The organism is Solimonas aquatica (assembly GCF_900111015.1).
Classification (GTDB): Bacteria; Pseudomonadota; Gammaproteobacteria; order Nevskiales; family Nevskiaceae; genus Solimonas; species Solimonas aquatica.
Genome location: NZ_FOFS01000017.1, coordinates 15,471 through 31,158 on the forward strand (window position 1 = coordinate 15,471; position 15,688 = coordinate 31,158).

Here is a 15,688-nt window from a genome sequence, read left to right on the forward strand (position 1 = left end):
GGCTGCTTAAAGCGCCATCGCGCTAAAGCTGCGCCAGTACCCAGGCCGGATCGTCGAGTGGCAGATCGTGCCCGGCATCGGGATGCTCGATCAGGGGCAGATGCCAGGCCTGCGCCAAGCGGCGTGAACAATCCGGATTCACCAGCGCATCACGCGCACCGGCCAGCAGCAGCATCGGCACCGACGGCGCCTCGCGCGGCGCCATGAAGCGCATCGCCGAATGCAGCTGCCGCCAGGCATTGGCGCGCGACACCGGCGTGGCACTGCGCCAGGCACACCAGTCGGCCAGCACCTCGCGCATCTGGCGCCGGCTGGTCATGTGCAGCAGCCGCTGCTCGCAGTACGGCGCATCGTGCCAGCGCAGCACCATGCCCAGCAGGCGCGGATACTGGCGCGGCCGCAGCCGCTGATAAAAACGGCTGTACGGCCGCAGGCTGGTGTTGATCAGCACGCAGCGCTTGAGTTCCTCCGGCGCCTGCTGCGCCCAGGCCACCGCGACCATCGCCCCCAGCGACATCGCCAGCAGACGATACGGCGGCGACAGACCCTGCGCCTTGAGCTGCGCGCGACACTCCCGCGCCGCATCCTCGACACGCGCAGCGCTGGGCTCGCGATACCGCAGGCCGTTGCCGGGCAGATCGAGTGCGATGATGCGCGCATCCGGCTCACGCTCGCGCAGCGCCGCCGCGAAACCGCCCCAGTGCCGTGCATCGCGGGTGAGTCCACGCAGCAGAATCCAGGGCGCTGCGCTCATGCCAGCTGATCGCGATACCAGCGCGCCAGCGCCTGGGCGCGATGCAGTTCGCGCGCCTCGCCCTGCGGCAGCCATTGCCGCCAGCTGGCGGCGGCGCGCGTGAAGAAATCCAGCAGCGCCAGATGCCGGCGCATCACGCGCTGCTGACGGTGCGCGATCAGCGGATTGAAGATGCCGAAGCGCGAGAACATCTGGCGCGGATTCTTCTTCACCCACAGCCAGGAGCCCATCTCCAGGGTCAGCGGCAGAAACACGCGCTCGCTGTTCGCGCCGGCACGCAGATAGAGGTAATCCCAGAGATCGCCATGCGTGAGGTACTGGCAGCTCTGCGGCTCGAACACATACTGATGATGCGCGTAGCTCTGCGCGAAGATCGCGCGCAGCGCTTCCAGCTCCGGCAGATGTGCGATGGGCCGGCGCGTGTGTGCATAGGGGAACCAGAGACGATCCTGGGTGCCGAAACCGGAATGACAGTCCAGGGTCAGCGCAAACGGCCGCTGCAGCAGCTCCTCTTCGACCAGCGCGCAGAGCGCCGCGCTCTCCGCCTCCATGCTTTCGCGCGCGCCGCGATACCAGGGCAGTCCGGCGCTGTAGCGCTGGCCGCCGATCATGAACGGCACCTTCTCGATGGCCTCCACCGGGGCATTGCGCATCAGGTCCACGCCGCGCGGATTGGCGCGGGTGCGCAGCCAGATGCCGCCCGGATTGACCAGGGGCATGAACACCAGATGCAGCTCGCGCAGCTGCTGGCGCAGGGTCTCGTCCCAGGACAGGCGCATCACCAGGCTGCGCAGATAGGCCAGCACCACTTCGGCGCCGATGCGTTCCAGACCGTGCACGCCGCCGAAGAAGCCCACCGCCGGCGCCTGTGGATCCTCGCTGCCCAGGCTGAGCACCGGCACCGGAAACTGCCGGTCACGCACCCGCACCTCGCAGGCGATGCGTGAACGCAGCAAACCGCCGGACAGCGCGATCAGCTCTTCCAGTTCCTTTAGTTCCGGCAGCTCGCCCATGTGTCTGTGTTGATTCCCGATCTTGCCAACCGCGCAGCTTAAGGTCCGCCGATTGCAGGCCTTTGACAGCGGCGCCTGTCATCGTGCCGCCATCGGGCTGTCACAAGCGCCCGCTAATTTGCCTGCACGCACGGAGAAAAAGCCATGAACAAGCTCGCACGCAAAATCCTCTGCTCGCCGCCGGTGACCCTGAGTGCCGTGGTGCTGGTGGGTGTGGTGGAATTCTTCGCCCTGCAGCGCAGCCAGGCGGTGGGCGCGGTACGCGGCCAGCTGGCGCAGCTGAAATCCTGATCAGCCGCGCTGATTGACCACGCCCGCCGCGACATGTCCGGTGGGTCCGGCCAGGCTCGCCGACTGGCAGTGGTTGAGCTGATCGTCGAAGAAGAAATCCGGCTCGAACTGCTGCAGGAACGGCCCTTTCTCCAGGCCGCCTAAAAACATCGCCTCGTCCACGGCGATGCCCCATTCCATCAAGGTGCGGATCGCCCGCTCATGCGCCGGCGCGCTGCGCGCGGTGACCAGCGCGGTGCGCAGGCGCATGCCCAGGGTGTCTCCCGCCGCGCGCTGCAGGCGGTGCAGCGCCTCCAGCAAAGGCTTGAACGGGCCCGGCGGCAGCGGTCGCTGCGCATGGGCCTGCTCATGCGTCTGGAAGGCATCCAGGCCGCTGGACTGGAACACGCGCTCGGCCTCGTCGGAAAACAGCACGGCATCGCCGTCGAAGGCGATGCGCAGTTCCTGCGGATGCCGCGCCGCGTCCACCACGGATTCCGAGAACACCCGCGCAGCGGGAAAGCCGGCGGCCAGGGCGCCGTGCACATCGTCGATGTGCGCGGACAGGAACAGGTGCGCGCCCAGGGGTTTCAGGTAGTGATACGGCGGCCGGCCCTTGGTGAACACGCCGCGCTGCAGGGCCAGGCCCGCCGCCTGCGCCGACTTGAACACGCGCAGGCCCGAGACTGGATCATTGCGCGAGAGCATCACCACTTCCACGCGATGCTCGCCGTCCTCGTTGAAGGCCAGCAGCTTGCGCACCAGGGGAAAGGCCACGCCCGGCTGCGCCGGCTGATCGACACGGCTGAGCTGCAGGCGCACGTAGGCATTGTCGCCCTGCTCTTCGAATACCTGGTTCTCCGCCTCCAGATCGAACAGGGCGCGGGAGGACAGGGCAACGACCAGCTTGTTGTCGAGACTGACGGGCATAAAAAATGGCGGCTCGCGAAGAGCCGCCATTGTGCCGCAGTGCGGGCTCTAGAAGGCCATCATCTTCAGGCCCACCACCACCAGAATCAGGGCGATGAGGGTGCGGGTGACTTTCTCCGGCGCCAGATGACTGCCGAAGGAACCCAGCACGATGCCGGGAATCGAGCCGATCAGCAGCGCGCCGAGCATGCTGACATTGACATTGCCCAGCAGCAGATGGCCGGTGCCGGCGAGCAAGGTCAGGGGAATGGCGTGGACGATGTCGGTGCCCACCAGAGTCACCGGGCTCATGCGTCGCGGATACAGATACAGCAGCATCACCGCGCCCAGGGCGCCGGCGCCGATGGAGGTGAAGGTGACCAGAAAACCCAGAATCGCACCGGCCACCACCGTCAGCACCGGCTGCAGCGACTTGAACTCGATGGGCCGGCCCGCGCGCACCCGCTCACCCCAGGCATGGAAGCGGCTGCGGAACACCGAGGCCACGGACGTCAGAATCAGCACGCCGCCCAGGGTGCGCATCATCAGCGTGCTGTGGCTCTTGTCAGCGCCGCTCAGGTGCAGCCAGAGCAAGGTGGCCAGGGCCGCCGGAATGCTGCCGTAGAACATGCGGCGCAGCACCTGCCAGTCCACCGAGCCCTTCTTGCCGTGCACGAAACCACCGACCATCTTGGTGATGGCGGCAAACCACAGATCGGTGCCCACCGCCGTGCTCGGCGCCACGCCGAACAGCAGTACCATGATCGGTGTCATCAGCGAACCGCCGCCGACGCCGGTCAAACCCACCAGCAGGCCCACGCCGAAACCGGCGATGGAGTTGGTCCATTCAAGCGTCATGTCCGCGCGGTTTCCCGAAGCTCAAAGCGGGCGCGCAAAGCACGCGCTGCGCGGCAGGCTGGCGCGCGAGGGCGCCGGGTACAGGCAGGGCATCTGGCTCTCCGGATGGAATCTGGTTCAATGCCGGTACCGGTTCGTGCCGGCACCTTTCGATTACGAGGCTATCGGTTTTTCCCTACATCTTATGCAGTCCCGATCTAAGCATGGTACTCAAAGCGCGGCGCGCGCCAAGCTGCCGAGTCATTTGGTTCTAAGCTAAGAACCACAATGCAGCAGCACCTGCCCTTTGCCGATTGCGTGAACGACAGCCCCCTGGGCGCGCCGTTTCATCCGGCGGTGGCCGACTGGTTCACTGCCGCCTTCGGCACGCCCACCGAGGTGCAGCGCCAGACCTGGGCCTACGCCGCGCAGCAGCGTGATGTGCTGGCCACCGCACCCACCGGTTCGGGCAAGACCCTGGCGGCGTTTCTGGCCGCCATCAACGCGCTGGTCATCGAGGGCCTCGATGGCCCCCTGCCGGACGCGGTGCAGGTGCTCTACGTCTCGCCGCTCAAGGCCCTGTCCAACGACATCCAGAAGAATCTCGAAGCGCCGCTGGCCGGCATCGCCGCGCAGCTGCGCGCCCGGCATCTGCCGCCGGTGGACATCCGCAGCGCGGTGCGCACCGGCGATACCAGCACCCTGGAGCGCGAGCGCATGCGCCGCGCGCCGCCGCACATCCTGGTGACCACGCCCGAGTCGCTGTACATCCTGCTCAGCAGCGACTCGGGTCGGCAGATGCTGCGCAGCGTGCGCAGCGTGATCGTCGATGAGCTGCACGCGGTGGCGGTGAACAAGCGCGGCGCGCATCTGGCGCTGTCGCTGCAGCGCCTGGATGCACTCTGCCAGCGCCCGCCGACCCGCATCGGCCTGTCCGCCACGCAAAAGCCGATCAGCCGCATGGCCGAGGCCCTGCTCGGCGCGCGCAGCGCGGACTGCGCCATCGTCGATACCGGCCACAAGCGCCAGCGCGATCTGGGCCTGGAGCTGCCACGCGCGCCGCTCACGGCGGTGATGGCCACCGAAGTCTGGGGCGAGATCTACGATCGCCTGGCCGAGCTGGTGAGCGCGCATCGCACCACACTGATCTTCGTCAACCAGCGCCGCGTGGCCGAGCGCGTCGCACACCATCTGGCCGAACGCATCGGCGAGGCACACGTCACCGCCCATCACGGCAGCCTGGCACGCGAGCATCGCTTCGACGCCGAGCAGCGCCTGAAATCCGGACAGCTCAAGGCCCTGGTCGCCACCGCCTCGCTGGAACTGGGCATCGACATCGGCGAGGTGGATCTGGTCTGCCAGCTCGGGTCGCCGCGCGGCATCAATGCCTTTCTGCAACGCGTGGGCCGCGCCGGTCATGCGGTGCGCGCGCTTCCCAAGGGCCGGCTGTTTCCGCTGTCGCTGGACGATCTGCTGGAATGCACGGCGCTGATGGACGCGGTGGCGCAGGAGGAGCTGGATCACGCCGTGCTGCCGCAGGCGCCGCTGGACGTGCTGGCGCAGCAGATCGTCGCCGAGGTGGCCTGCCAGGACTGGCCGCTGGCCGAGCTGCATGCGCGCATGCGCGCCGCACAGCCGTATCGTGAATTGAGCCTGGAACGCTTCGAGCAGCTGGTGCAGATGCTGGCCGATGGCTATGCCACCAAGCGCGGCCGGCGCGGCGCGCTGCTGCATTACGACGCGGTGCACCGCATGCTGCGCGCGCGGCGCGGCGCCAAGCTGGTGGCGGTGAGCAATGCCGGCACCATTCCCGATCAGTTCGATTCCGAAGTGGAGCTGGTGCCGGAAGGCGTGCGCATCGGCACGCTCAATGAAGACTTCGCTTTCGAATCCCTGCCCGGCGACATCGTGCAGCTGGGCAACACCTCGTATCGCATCCTGAAGATCGAGACCGGGCGTGTGATCGTGGAGGACGCCAAGGGCCAGCCGCCGAACATGCCGTTCTGGTTCGGCGAGGCGCCGGGCCGCAGCGATGAGCTGTCGATTGCGGTCTCGCGCTTGCGCGCGCGCGCCGAGGCGCTGCTCGATGAAGGCGTCGAAGCCTTGCGCAGCTGGCTGCAGGACAAGCACCAGCTGCCGACCGCTGCCGCCGAGCAACTCGCGCAATACCTGGCCGCCGCCAAGGCCGCGCTGGGCCTGCTGCCCACGCGCGAGCGCATCGTCTTCGAACGCTTCTTCGATGAAGTAGGCGACACGCATCTGGTGATTCACGCGCCGCTGGGCTCGCGCATCATGCGCGCCTGGGGGCTGGCGCTGCGCAAGCGCTTCTGCCGGCAGTTCAACTTCGAGCTGCAGGCGGCGGCGCTGGACGATTCCCTGGTGCTGTCCCTGGGCCCCACGCACAGCTTCCCGCTGGAAGACGTCACGCGCTACCTGCATTCCAACAGCGCGCTGGACGCGCTGATTCAGGCCGTGCTGCAGGCACCGATGTTCAACACCCGCTGGCGCTGGGTGGCGAGCGTGGCGCTGGCGGTGGAACGCAATCGCAAGGGCAAGCGCGTGCCGCCGCAGTTCCAGCGCTCGGACGCCGAAGACCTGCTCACGCATGCCTTTCCGGACGCGCTGGCCTGCCAGGACAATCTCACCGGTGATCGCGAGGTGCCGGATCATCCCCTGGTGCAGCAGGCGCTCGACGACTGCCTGCACGAGGTCATGGACGCCGATGGCTTCCTGGCTTTGCTCAAGCGCCTGGAGTCCGGCGCCACGCAGGTGATCTGTCGCGATCTCACCACGCCCTCGCCGCTATCCGAGTCCATTCTCAATGCGCGGCCTTATGCGTTTCTGGATGACGGCGCCGCCGAGGAACGCCGCACCCTGGCGGTGAAGACACGCGGCCTGGACTACCTGAAGGACATCGAGCCCGGCCGCGATCTCGCGCGGCTGGACCGCGAAGCCATCGCCAGCGTGCGCGAGGAGATGCGCCCGGAGCCGGCAAACGCTGAAGAAGTCCATGACGCACTGGTCACGCACGGCTTTTTCACGGAGGACGAAGCGAGCGGCTGGACCACGCAGCTGCAGGAACTGATGCAACAGCGTCGTGTCGCCCGCTTGTCTCCCTCTCCCCCCGCCGCGCGGGGGGAGAGGGCCGGGGTGAGGGGGGCGCCCGAAGCCGCATCGACACCCGCCCCGCTCTGGGTCGCCGCCGAACGCCTGCGCGAACTGCGCGCCGTGTTGCCGGAGGCCGCGCTCGAAGGCGATGCGCCGCTGCTGGGCAAAGACATCGACGCCGACAGCGCGCTGCGCGAACTGCTGCGCAGCCGCCTGGAACTGCAGGGTCCGGTCACCGCTGCCGAACTCGCGACGCCGCTGGGCTTGCCCGCGAATCTGATCGATGCCGCATTGCTGGCACTGGAGCAGCAAGGCAGCGCGATGCGCGGACATTTCGAAGCACTGCCGGAATTGCAGTGGTGCGAGCGCCGCCGCCTCGCCCGCATCCACCGCTACACGCGCGACCGCAAGCGCGCGCAATACGAGCCGGTGCCGCCGGCGGCCTTCATGCGCTTCCTGCTGCACTGGCAAGGCGTGGTGGGCGAGGAACGTCGCGAAGGACCGGTGGCGCTGGAAGCGGTGCTCGCGCAACTGGAAGGCTTCCCCGCCGCTGCCGCCGCCTGGGAAGCCGAGCTGCTGCCCGCGCGCCTGCGCTGGTACGAGCCGCACTGGCTGGATCAGCTCTGCGCCACCGGCCGCGTGTTCTGGCAGCGCCTGCCCAGCGGGGACAACAGCCGCAAGAACGCACCCGTGCGCGCCACGCCCATCGTGCTGCTGGCGCGCGAGCGCGCCGCCTGCTGGCAGAGTGCGCCGGATGCCGCGCCCGAACTCTCGGCGAGTGCGCAGGACGTGCTGAGCGCACTGCGCGCCCAGGGCGCCTCGTTCTTCGTGGACCTGGTCAGCGATACCGGACGCTTGCGCAGCGAGGTGGAAGGCGCGCTGGGCGAGCTGGTCAGTCATGGCCTGGTCAATGCCGACGGCTTTGCCGGGCTGCGCGCACTGATTGCACCGGCCGAGATCAAGGCGCGTCGCCTGCGGCGCGGCGGCCTGCGTGCCGCGTTTGAAAACCTGGAAGGCGCCGGCCGCTGGAGTCTGGTGCGTCAGCGTCGCAGCGAGGAAGAACAGCCCGAGGCGCTGCGCATCGAGACCATCGCCCGCAGCCTGCTCAAACGCTACGGCGTGCTGTTCCGCAAGCTGCTGGAGCGCGAGCCGCAGCTGCCGCCCTGGCGCGAGCTGGCCTATGTGCTGCGGCGTCTGGAAGCGCGCGGCGAGATTGCCGGCGGCCGCTTCGTGAGCCTGTTTGCGGGCGAACAGTTTGCCTTGCCGGAAGCCGCCACCGCGCTGCGCCGCTTCCGCGAGGATCGCGATGAAGCGCTGGCCGTGGTCTGCGGCAGCGACCCGCTCAATCTGCTCGGCCTGATTCTGCCGGGTGAGCGCGTCCCCGCCCTGCCCGGCAACCGCATTCTCTATCGCGGCGGCATCGCGGTCGCGACCCTGATCGCCGGCGAAGTGAACTACCTGCAGCCCGCCGAGGCTGCGCAGCAACACGAGTGGAAACAGAAGTTGCTGCGCCGGACCGGCGACTGAGCGGCGCGAAGCACGCCTTTTCTCTATTCATTCCCGCGAACGCGGGAATCCAGCGCCCGTCCCCGACAGCCACCACCGGGATGTCCGCCTGCGCGTGCATGACAGCGAGTGTTCTTCTTCGCCTCAAGCCCTCGCCAGATGCTTCCTTCCCCTCAGACCCTGCGACGTTATAACATGCGTTTTAACACCACCCGGAGCCCGCCATGGAACTGAAGATCATCGCTGTCGGCAATTCGGCCGGCGTGCTGCTGCCCAAGGAATTGCTGGCGCGGCTGCGCGTGGAAAAGGGCGACTCGCTGTACGTGGCCGAGACGCCGGACGGCATCAAGCTGATGCCGCACGATCCGGAGCTGGCGGCGCAGATGCAGGTGGCCGAGGGGGTGATGCGCAAGCGGCGCAATCTGTTACGCAAGCTGGCGGACAACTGAAGCGGCGGAACCGCCATGATCGTCTGGATCGAAAAACCCCTGGTGCTGATGCTGCATGACCGGCAGATCGCCGAACACGGCGGCGCTGCCGGTGTGCGCGACGATAATCTGCTGCAATCTGCGCTGGCACGCCCGCAGCAGCTATACGCCTATGGCGATCCGCCGCCTGATCTCGCCGATCTGGCCGCGAGCCTCTGCTACGGCATTGCCCGCAATCACGCTTTCGTGGACGGCAACAAGCGTAGCGCCATCGTCAGCTGCGAAACCTTCATCGAACTCAATGGCGCGCATCTGCAAGCCGGCGACACTGAAATCTTTCCGGTGATTCTCGCCCTCGCCGAAGGCCAGCTCAGCGAAGCCGAATTCGCCGCCTGGCTGCGCGCGCATCTGACACTCGACACGACCAGCGGCGTGCAGGAGCCACCGGCGCGCTACCGCAAGACGGCGGCGCGCCCGAAGACGCGCCGCCGCAAAACTCAGAGCTTGCGATAAACCTCGGCGCCCTCGCGCTTGAACTCTTCGGACTTCTCCGCCATGCCGCGCATCAGCGCATCCTGCTCTTGCGCGCCGATCTTATCCGCGTAGTCGCGCACATCTTGCGTGATCTTCATCGAGCAGAAATGCGGCCCGCACATGGAGCAGAAGTGCGCGAGCTTGGCGCCTTCCTGCGGCAGGGTTTCGTCGTGGAACTCGCGTGCCTTTTCCGGATCCAGGCCCAGATTGAACTGATCCTCCCAGCGGAACTCGAAGCGCGCCTTGGACAGCGCGTTGTCGCGCACCTGCGTGCCCGGGAAGCCCTTGGCCAGATCCGCCGCATGCGCGGCGATCTTGTAGGTGACGATGCCTTCACGCACATCGTCCTTGTCGGGCAGGCCCAGATGCTCCTTGGGCGTCACGTAGCAGAGCATGGCGCAGCCGTACCAGCCGATGTTGGCGGCGCCGATGCCGCTGGTGATGTGGTCGTAACCCGGCGCGATATCGGTGGTCAGCGGGCCGAGCGTGTAGAACGGCGCCTCGAAGCAGTGCTGGAGCTGCTCCTCCATGTTCTCCTTGATCATCTGCATCGGCACATGGCCGGGGCCTTCGATCATGGTTTGCACGTCGTGCTGCCAGGCGATCCTGGTCAGCTCGCCCAGGGTGTGCAGCTCGCCGAACTGCGCCTCGTCATTGGCGTCGGCGATGCTGCCCGGACGCAGGCCATCGCCCAGCGAGAAGCTGACGTCATAGGCCTTCATGATTTCGCAGATTTCCTCGAAGTGCGTGTAGAGGAAATTCTCCTGGTGATGCGCCAGGCACCACTTGGCCATGATCGAGCCGCCGCGGCTGACGATGCCGGTGACGCGGTTCGCGGTCCAGGGGATGTAGCGCAGCAGCACGCCGGCGTGAATGGTGAAGTAGTCCACGCCCTGCTCGGCCTGTTCGACCAGGGTGTCGCGGAACAGCTCCCAGGTCAGTTCTTCGGCCTTGCCGTTGACCTTCTCCAGGGCCTGATAGATCGGCACGGTGCCGATGGGTACCGGCGAGTTGCGCAGAATCCACTCGCGGGTTTCGTGGATGTTCTTGCCGGTGGACAGGTCCATCACGGTGTCGCCGCCCCAGCGGATCGACCAGACCATCTTCTCCACTTCCTCGGCAATCGAGGAGCTGACCGCGCTGTTGCCGATGTTGGCATTGATCTTCACGCGGAAGTTGCGGCCGATGATCATCGGCTCCAGCTCCGGGTGATTGATGTTGGCGGGGATGATGGCGCGGCCGCGCGCCAGCTCGCTGCGCACGAATTCCGGGGTGATCTCTTTCTGCAGGAAGGCGCCGAAGTTCTGTCCCGCATGCTGGCGGCGCAGATAGCCGGCCTTCTCGTAGCTCTCGCGCAGCTCGGCCAGGCGCGCGTTCTCGCGGATCGCCACGAACTCCATTTCCGGCGTGATCAGGCCGCGCCGGGCGTAATGCATCTGGCTGACGTTGGCGCCGGCCCGGGCCTTGCGCGGCGCGCGGATGTGCTCGAAGCGCAGATTCGCGGTCTTGTCGTCGGCGGCGCGGATGCGGCCGTAGATGGAGCTGGGGCCGCGCAGGGCCTCGGTGTCGCCGCGCGCCTCGATCCAGCCCGCGCGCAGTGCCGGCAGCCCCTCGCGCAGATCGATGCGCACCTCGGGATCGGAATACGGGCCGGAGGTGTCGTACAGCGTCACCGGCGGATTGGGCTCGATGCCGTCGCGGGTGCGCGTGGGCGACAGACTCACTTCACGCATGGGCACACGCACATCGCCCGAACCCGCGACATAGATCTTGCGGCTGGCGGGAAAGGGCTTGCGGACCTCGGCGGAGAGTTCGTCGGCCTGACGAAACAGATTGTCGATCACTGCGTTCATCGTTCTTTTTCCCGAATGTGACGGGCGGGGAACGCAGCGGGCGCTCGGCGCCCGTTAGCCTTCCCTCGCCGCGTGTGAAACCAATTCCTGGCGGCCAGGTTCCAAGGGTTTGATCTCAGCCGCCGCAGCGCGGAAGCGATGCGGCCGGCACCCCCGGCTATCGCGTCTACTTTACCGGGCCGGGCGCGGGAGCGAAACCGGCGCCGCTGCGAGCCGACACCACCGCCGCCTATACTGCGCGACTTATGATGCCGATCCACCCGAGAGCCGCCGCGTGAACACGCTGAGCCGCTACATTTTCAGCGATGCCATGTGGCGCTGGGCCGGCGCCAGCGTGGTGCTGCTGGGCCTGGCGATCCTGACCCGCGCGCTGCGCTTCGTGGCCGAGGCCGCACTGGGCCGCATCCCCGCCGGCACCATCCTGCCGCTGATCGGCCTGCAGAGCCTGCAGTTCTTCGCCTACCTCATGCCCGCCACCGTGCTGCTGGCGGTGATGATGTGCTTCATGCGCCTGCACGACGACCGCGAACTCTCGGCCCTGTTCGGCTGCGGCGTCTCGCCCTATGCCATCGCGCGGCCGCTGGCGGTGGCCGCCCTGCTCTGCGCCGCCATCGCCGCCACCCTCTCGCTCTACGTCTCGCCCTGGGCGGCGCGCACCTTCGACAGCAGCGTCAAGGCCGCGCGCGCCGCGATGGGCCGCAGCGCCCTGCACGCCGGCGAGCTGCGCGAACTCTCCGGCGGCCGCGCGGTGATCTATGCCGGCGAGCAGGGCAACGACACCCTGCTCTCGCCGCTGTTCGCCTGGCGCGGCCTGGACAATGGCGAGCAGATCCTGGTGGCGCATGACGGCCGCTGGCTGACCCTGCCCGATGGCAATGGCGAGATCGACGTCAACAACGGCGAGTTCACGCGCCTGCTGCCCAAGGCCACCGAGCAGGCGCGCTTCGCCTCCGGGCAGATGCGCGTGTCGCTGGCCGACCCCGAGCTGCCGCCCTCGCGCCGCCGCTACGACAGCACCGCCTCGCTGTGGAAGGATCGGGATCCGGTGGCGCAGGCCGAGCTGCAGCGGCGCATCGGCCTGCCGCTGTCCTGCCTGCTGATGGTGACCCTGGCCTTCGTGCTCGCGCCGTTCGCGCCGCGCGCGCCGACGCGCGCGCGCATGGCCGGCGCCTTGCTGGTGTACGCGGTCTACAACCAGCTGCTCACCGCCGCGCAGCGCTGGACCGAGAAAGGCACGCTGAGCGTGATGATCGGGCAATGGTGGGTCCACGCCCTGCTGGCCCTGGCGCTGGGCTTCATGCTGCTGCGCCGCTATGGCGGCCTGGGGCGCGCCACATGATCCGCATCGCCGACCGCTATCTGGCCACGCGCGTGCTGCTGGGCTGCGGCGCCGTCACCGCCGGCCTGCTCACCGTCTATCTGGTGCTGTCGCTGGTGGACGAAAGCGGCAGCGGCAGCAGCTGGAGCGAGGCCCTGCGTGATTCGCTGCTGGCCCTGCCCTCCACGCTGCAGCGCCTGCTGCCGGCCATGACCCTGCTCGGCGCCGCGCTGGGCCTGGGTTACAGCGCGCGCCATCACGAGCTGATCGTGCTGCGCGGCGCGGGACTCTCGCCGCTGCGCCTGGCGCGCGGGCCGATGCTGGCAGGCCTGCTGATCGGCGCCCTGGGTCTGGCCAATGCGCACTGGCTGCTGCCGCTGGCCGGCGCGCAGCAGGGCTATGGTCAGCAGGCGCTGTGGGTGCCGATGGGTGAAGCCGTGGTGCGCGTGGAACGCATGCCCGATGCGCAAAGCCTGCGCGGCGTGAGCGTCTATCAGTTCAGCCCCAACGGTCTGCAGCAGGTGCTGCGCGCCGACAGCGCGCAATACCAGAACAACGGCCGCTGGCGGCTGCAGCAGGTGCAGAGCCTGCGCTTCGCCGATGGTCAGCTGCAGCAGGACAGCCAGGACAGTCTCGACAGCGAGCAGCTGCCGCAACCCGAGGTGCTGCGTCTGGAAAGCCTGGAGCGCGGCGCCGTGGGCCTGGGCGATCTGCTGCGCTTCGTCGCCGACCGTCGCGCGCACGGCGTCCCCAGTCCGGAAGCCGAGGTGCGTCTGGCGGCGCTGCTCATGCAGCCCGTGCTGCTGCTGGCCCTCCTCAGTCTGATGGCGGCGGGCCTGGCCGCACATGCCAGCCGCACCGGCCTGGGTGCGCGCCTGATGCTGCTGATCGGCCTGGGTCTGGCCGCCAGCGTCGGACAGGATCTGCTGGGCGCACTGGCGCAGCTGCAGCGCTGGCCGCCGATTCCCAGCGTCGCGGCCGTGCCGCTGGCGGTATTCCTGCTGGCGCTGATCAGCCCGCGCCTGCTGCGGGCCTGAGCGACTGCCAAAGCTTTAAAGGGCTTGGCGTCCCTTGCGCCTTTGCGTGATTCTTGATGCCTTCTTCAGGCCACTCAGCCCTGCTCCTCCGCTCGCCGCGATTCATCCGGCTGCGTCAGCCAGCGCGCGCCCGCAAACAGCAGCGCCATCAGCGCATAGGCGATCACCCAGGGCCAGGCCGGCTGCAGCGCCAGGGCGGTGTCGCCGTAGGTGTAGCGGTACGCGTGCATCAGGCCTAGTGCGCTGAGGGCCGAGGCCGACAGACACCACAGCGCGGCGCGCAGGAACTGCCGCTCGATCACCGCCACGGTGGCGGCGGAAAGAATCATCGCGGTGAACACCACGCCCTGCTCCAGCGCGAACGCGCCGTCGATGTGGATGTCCTGCAGCAGAAACTTCGGCAGCAGCTCCGGCGTGAAAGGCTGCGTGACGCCGACACCCGCCGCGCGCAGACCGGCCTTGGCCATCAGCGCACCCCAGGCGGCGACGCCGGGCAGCAAACCGATCACCACCGCCGGCGCGTGCGCACGCGGCGTGGCGCTGAAGGCCTGCGCGCTCATCACGATGCCGATCCACAGCAGAATCGCCATGCCCGCTTCCACCGGCACCGCCCAGGCCAGATGCGCGAGCGTGCCGCTCAGGCACAGCAGCGCGATCACCACGCCGCTGGCCGTGGAATAGCCGGCGCGCGCGCCCATCGCCTTCCAGCCGGGATGCCCGATGTACAGCGTGGTGGGGAAGCAGGAACCGAACAGCGCGGCGAGCATGGAGCCGGCGCCGTTCACCGCCAGCGAAGGCGCGGTGGCGTAGCGATCGCCAGCCGCCTCGGCAGACTCCAGGTTCTGCATCGAGCCCACCAGGGTGAACAAGCCCATGGGCACGATCACCGCGAAGTACTGGCTGATGAAATCCCAGCGAAACGCGGCGATGAAATCCGCCAGCACCGGTACCGGCAGATGCAGGCTCGGCGCCGGGGGCGGCGCGCCGGCCGGCGCCAGGCCCGTGCTCCACGCCAGCAGCGTGCCGAGCAACACCGTCACCAGACCCACCGGCAGACCGCCGCGAAAGCGCACCCGCCCGAAATAGCCCAGCAGCACCACCGCCAGCGTGCCCAGGCCGACGATGGGTTGCGCATAGGCGCGCAGCAGAAAGCCCAGCGCGATGAACCCCAGCGCCAGACCGGCGAGCGTGGACAGCAGCGCGGCGCGCGGCGTGGCGCGGCGCAGGCGCTCGGCGAACAGCGCACCGGACAGCTCGATGAAGCCGCAACCGAAACAGGCCAGCAGACCCGCCTGCCAGGCGATGCGCTCGGGATCGGCGGCGCCGGCCGCCTGCGCCGCGAGCTTGGCCGGCAGCATCACCAGGAACACATAGGCGAACACCGTCACCGCATTGAGGCCATAGGGCAGCGCGCAGACATCGCTGCGCCCGGTCTCGCGCGCCAGACGCCGCGCCTGCTGCGCGTAATAGAGATTGCCGACCAGCAGCGAGATGGCGGCGCCCGGCAGCACATGGCCGAACAGCAGGGCATCGGAAAAGCCCAGCACGCCCCGGCACAGGCCGGAGAGCACCAGCAGCAGCATCAGATTGTCCAGCGCCAGACCGAAGAATCCGTCGAGATCGCCGCGCGAGAAGCGCGGCAGCGTTGCGGCACTCATCAGAACGAAACCTCCACGGCCTGCGTCACGCGCAGCACCGACTGATCACCGGTGCGCTGCTTCCAGGCCTGACGGATGGCCTCGATCTTCGCCGCGCTGTCCGGCGTGTCCGGATGCAGCAGCACCAGCAGCTTGGAAGGCAGGCGCTGGATTTCGCGCTGATCCTTGCCGCGCCATTGCCCGTAGACCTCCAGCACCGAGAGCCCGTCGGGAAACCGCGGGCTGACTTCCTCGTCGAGAAATTTCCGCCACTGCGCGGTGCTCACCAGCTGTCGCGGACGATCCGCCGGGCGCATGCCGAAGTACAGCTCGGTGCGCAGCCAGTGCGGCGCGGCGGCGGGATGCGCGGGGTCATCGTGCAGCGTGGCGTCGGGCGCGGCGGCGAGAGGACCGGCCAGCAGCAGGCCCAGGCAGCACAGCAATATCCAGCGAAGTTTTCTCGGCATCATTCCAGGTGATTCCC

The 15,688-nt window shown here is 68.2% G+C and carries 13 protein-coding genes; 6 read left to right on the top strand and 7 right to left on the bottom strand.

All coding sequences use genetic code 11. From position 1 onward, the window contains the following. Window positions 1–22 precede the first annotated feature (22 nt). Both BMY12_RS18185 and BMY12_RS18190 read right to left on the bottom strand, forming a co-directional pair. Window positions 23–754: an alpha/beta fold hydrolase gene (locus tag BMY12_RS18185; RefSeq protein WP_093289268.1), complete on the bottom strand. Its 732-nt coding sequence runs from the start codon at window positions 752–754 to the stop codon at window positions 23–25. Further along, on the bottom strand, window positions 751–1,767 hold the full coding sequence (locus tag BMY12_RS18190) for a M14 family zinc carboxypeptidase (RefSeq protein ID WP_093289269.1): 1,017 nt from the start codon (window positions 1,765–1,767) through the stop codon (window positions 751–753). The genes BMY12_RS18185 and BMY12_RS18190 overlap by 4 nt, the downstream gene beginning before the upstream one ends. Window positions 1,768–1,911: 144 nt before the next feature. Between BMY12_RS18190 and BMY12_RS20410 the strand changes: the two genes are divergently transcribed. Next, window positions 1,912–2,058 (top strand): hypothetical protein, encoded by a 147-nt coding sequence (locus BMY12_RS20410; protein WP_177189068.1) that lies wholly within the window; start codon window positions 1,912–1,914, stop codon window positions 2,056–2,058. On the opposite strand, the gene BMY12_RS18195 is transcribed toward BMY12_RS20410, so the two are convergent. Next, window positions 2,059–2,967 (bottom strand): 5'-nucleotidase, encoded by a 909-nt coding sequence (locus tag BMY12_RS18195; protein WP_093289271.1) that lies wholly within the window; start codon window positions 2,965–2,967, stop codon window positions 2,059–2,061. Window positions 2,968–3,015: 48 nt separating this feature from the next. Further along, window positions 3,016–3,804: a sulfite exporter TauE/SafE family protein gene (locus BMY12_RS18200; RefSeq protein WP_093289273.1), complete on the bottom strand. Its 789-nt coding sequence runs from the start codon at window positions 3,802–3,804 to the stop codon at window positions 3,016–3,018. Between the two features lie 267 nt (window positions 3,805–4,071). Between BMY12_RS18200 and BMY12_RS18205 the strand changes: the two genes are divergently transcribed. The 3 genes from BMY12_RS18205 to BMY12_RS18215 all read left to right on the top strand — a co-directional run bounded on the left by BMY12_RS18205 (window position 4,072) and on the right by BMY12_RS18215 (window position 9,338). Next, window positions 4,072–8,418 (top strand): DEAD/DEAH box helicase, encoded by a 4,347-nt coding sequence (locus tag BMY12_RS18205; protein ID WP_093289275.1) that lies wholly within the window; start codon window positions 4,072–4,074, stop codon window positions 8,416–8,418. A 203-nt stretch (window positions 8,419–8,621) separates the two neighbouring features. Next, entirely contained in the window at window positions 8,622–8,846 is a 225-nt protein-coding gene (locus tag BMY12_RS18210; protein ID WP_093289276.1) for an AbrB/MazE/SpoVT family DNA-binding domain-containing protein, read from the top strand. A gap of 15 nt (window positions 8,847–8,861) precedes the next feature. Further along, a complete protein-coding gene (locus BMY12_RS18215; RefSeq protein WP_093289278.1) occupies window positions 8,862–9,338 on the top strand; it encodes a type II toxin-antitoxin system death-on-curing family toxin in 477 nt (158 codons plus the stop codon). Here BMY12_RS18215 and thiC read toward each other — a convergent pair. Continuing rightward, entirely contained in the window at window positions 9,323–11,212 is a 1,890-nt protein-coding gene (thiC, locus tag BMY12_RS18220) for a phosphomethylpyrimidine synthase ThiC (RefSeq protein WP_093289279.1), read from the bottom strand. The genes BMY12_RS18215 and thiC overlap by 16 nt on opposite strands. A 274-nt stretch (window positions 11,213–11,486) precedes the next feature. On the opposite strand from thiC, the gene lptF reads away from it, so the two are divergent. Together lptF and BMY12_RS18230 are read left to right on the top strand one after the other, a co-directional pair. Next, window positions 11,487–12,551, top strand: a complete 1,065-nt coding sequence (lptF, locus tag BMY12_RS18225) for an LPS export ABC transporter permease LptF (protein WP_093289281.1) — start codon at window positions 11,487–11,489, stop codon at window positions 12,549–12,551. Then, the gene (locus BMY12_RS18230) at window positions 12,548–13,567 is read left to right on the top strand and encodes an LptF/LptG family permease (RefSeq protein WP_177189069.1); all 1,020 of its coding nucleotides are present in this window, start codon (window positions 12,548–12,550) and stop codon (window positions 13,565–13,567) included. Before lptF ends, BMY12_RS18230 begins: the two co-directional genes overlap by 4 nt. Before the next feature lie 74 nt (window positions 13,568–13,641). Here the strand turns inward: BMY12_RS18230 and BMY12_RS18235 are convergent, their stop codons facing one another. Together BMY12_RS18235 and BMY12_RS18240 are read right to left on the bottom strand one after the other, a co-directional pair. Continuing rightward, a complete protein-coding gene (locus tag BMY12_RS18235; protein WP_245732617.1) occupies window positions 13,642–15,225 on the bottom strand; it encodes an NCS2 family permease in 1,584 nt (527 codons plus the stop codon). Beyond that, window positions 15,225–15,671, bottom strand: coding sequence for a DUF3574 domain-containing protein (locus tag BMY12_RS18240; protein ID WP_093289374.1), 447 nt, complete (start codon window positions 15,669–15,671; stop codon window positions 15,225–15,227). Before BMY12_RS18240 ends, BMY12_RS18235 begins: the two co-directional genes overlap by 1 nt. Between the last annotated feature and the right edge of the window lie 17 nt (window positions 15,672–15,688).